The sequence below is a fragment of the Acutalibacter sp. genome (genome assembly GCF_056800975.1).
The window spans coordinates 1-2,515 of record NZ_JBQISV010000162.1; the positions used below are offsets into that span (position 1 = coordinate 1).

Below are 2,515 nucleotides of genomic sequence, written 5' to 3' on the forward strand. Positions count from 1 at the left end.
GGCCACAATAATGGTCCCCCTGGGCTCAGTCTGCCCCTGACCGTGTACAAATATCAGGGAGGGCTGGGGCTGCAGGGGGGTCTTTTCCCCGTCATACCCCTGCGCGCCCTCCTCCCACAGGGGGATTTGATGGAACTTCGCAATGGCCGGGTTCCAGACCTTCAGGTTTCTTTCCAGGTCAAAGGTCCCGTCGGGCTTTCGGTGCTGTGACACTGGGATGATCACCCCCTTTTCCGCCACCATTTTTTCCAGAATGGAATAATTTTGCTCAAACATTGCCGCGCTCCTTTCTTTAATAATATGCGGAAAAAGCCATCCGCTACAGGACGGCTTCCCCGCTTCAGGTTCAGTTCAGAATCCCTTTCAAGGAGATCATCTTCTGCTGGGTCATCTCCTCCAATGTGCACACCGCGCCCTCGCGCCCCACGCCGGAATACTTATAGCCGCCAAAGGGCTGGTGGGCCAGGCGGTAGTTGCCCGAGCCATTGATAATGCAGGCCCCGGCCTGCACGTTGTTGGCCACCCGCATGGCTGTCTTCATGTCAGAGGTAATAACCCCCGAGGACAGGCCGTACATGGTCTGGTTGGCGATCTCCAAAGCCTCCTCCTCCGTGTCAAAGGGGATGACCGGCCACACCGGCCCGAACACCTCCATGTCCCGGGCAATGTCCGTGTCTTTGGCAGCCTCAATGACAGTGGGCTCCACAAAGGCGCCGTTGCGCTTGCCGCCGCACACCAGCCGCCCCCCCTGCCGGATGGTGTGGTTAATCTGCTCCTCCACATCTCTTGCGGAGCTCTCCCGCACACAGGGGCCCAGCTCTACGGTGGGGTCCAGGGGGTCTCCCACCTTCAGCTTACTCAGCCGCTCTGCCAGCTCGCTGACAAACCTCCGGTAGATTCCCCGCTGGACAATGAACCGCTTGCTGGCGCAGCAGGTCTGGCCGGCATTTCCCACCCGGCCGTTGACAGCCTCGCTCAGGGCCAGCTCAAAGTCGCAGTCGTCAAAGATGATCAGCGGGTCGTTGCCCCCCAGCTCAAGAGAAACCGGGCGCAGGGCCTTGGCGCAGGTGCCGGCCAGGGAGATTCCCACCTCGGTGCTGCCGGTAAAGCTCACTGCCGCCACCCGGGAGTCCCCTGCCGCCGCGGCGCCGATCACGCTGCCTCTGCCTGTTACGCAGGAGACCGCGTTTACCGGCGCCCCCGCCTCATGGAGCAGCTCCACAAGAACCACCGCGCTGCGGGGCGTTTTGCCCGACGGCATAAGCACCACGCTGTTGCCTGTCACCAGCATGGGGGCCAGCTTGTGGGCGGCCAGCTCCACCGGGTAGTTGAAGGGCACAATGTTGGCAAACACCCCCAAGGGCTCGTGGATGGTAAAGGCCACGTCCCCCTGGGAACGGGGCTCGCCGTTATAGGGCAGGGTTTTGCCGTAAAAGGTGTAGGCCGCGGCATTATAGATGCGGAAGATGGCCGCGTTGGCATACACCTCGGTGCGGCACTGCTCGATGGGCTTGCCCCCCTCCTCGCACATGAGCCGGGCGATTTTTTCTACATTTTCCTTCTCTGTCACCAGCTGGGCATAGCGTTCCAGCACGGCGGTCTTCTCGTGCAGGGGCACAGCGGCCCACTCCTTCTGTCCCTCAACCGCCAGGGCAATCGCCCGGTCCAGGTCTTCCAGGGTGGCCTCAGGCACAGTGTCCACCACCTGGCCGGTAGCCGGGTTCACCACCTCAGAGGTCCTTCCGTCCGAGGCGTCCACATGCCTGCCCCCAATAATCATTTTCATCTCCTTGCCCTCCTATTCCAATGCGCTCAGATATTCCCGGTCCGCCAGGATGGTGGTGAAGTTGTCGCCGGTATAGGCGTACTCCCGCTCCACAATATAAGCCTGTACCCCCTGGGCGTCCGCGGCCTTTTTCAGCTGGGGCATATTGATGATGCCGTCCCCCAGCTTGCAGTTGATCTTCTGGTGCTCCTCAAACACCGCCTTCATCTCCGGCGTGAGGATGGGCCTGCCGTCCGGGCCCCGCCGGGCCCCGGCAAATATGTGCTTCAGGTCGTCCTCAGGCCCCAGCGCCCTGGCGGTCTCCTTGACATGGATCAGGTCGAACCGGCCTGCATGGGCCTCAACAAATTCCGCCGCGTTGACCCCGGCCCGCCAGGCCCAGGCAGCGTCCAGCTCAAAGGTGACCAGCTCCGGGTCCGTGTTCTTCAGCAGGATGTCGATTACCGTCTCGTCGCCGTACCGGTCAAAGTCGTTGTTATGGTTGTGATAGCCATAGCGCAGGCCCGCCGCTTTTGCCTTGCGGCCAAGCTCATTGAGCAGCCCGGCCTTTTCGTAGGCCTCCTCTCTTGAGCCCACCCGAAGCCCGGGGCAGACGATAAACCGCGCCCCTGTCTCCGGCAGATACCCCAGCATCTTCTCTGTGTCCTCTATGTCCACATGGGCGCTGATGGCCGTGAGGCCGTACTCCTCCAGCACGGCCCGGAAGTCCTTGGGGCTGTACTGGTCATA

The 2,515-nt window shown here is 61.8% G+C and carries 3 protein-coding genes; all 3 read right to left on the bottom strand.

The features are described 5' to 3' along the window. Nucleotides 1–276, bottom strand: a 276-nt coding sequence (locus tag ACTO5E_RS10780; RefSeq protein ID WP_482303548.1) for a hypothetical protein, incomplete at its 3' end; no start/stop codon positions are given. Between the two features lie 70 nt (nt 277–346). Beyond that, nucleotides 347–1,786, bottom strand: a complete 1,440-nt coding sequence (locus tag ACTO5E_RS10785; RefSeq protein WP_482303550.1) for an aldehyde dehydrogenase family protein — start codon at nt 1,784–1,786, stop codon at nt 347–349. A 12-nt stretch (nt 1,787–1,798) separates the two neighbouring features. After that, the coding region (locus ACTO5E_RS10790; protein ID WP_482303552.1) for a sugar phosphate isomerase/epimerase family protein at nt 1,799–2,515 on the bottom strand (717 nt) is incomplete at its 5' end.

Coding starts and splice junctions, on each gene's coding strand:
- ACTO5E_RS10785 (WP_482303550.1), bottom strand. CDS start 1,786: ATGAAAATGATTATTGGGGGCAGGCATGTGGACGCCTCGGACGGAAGG.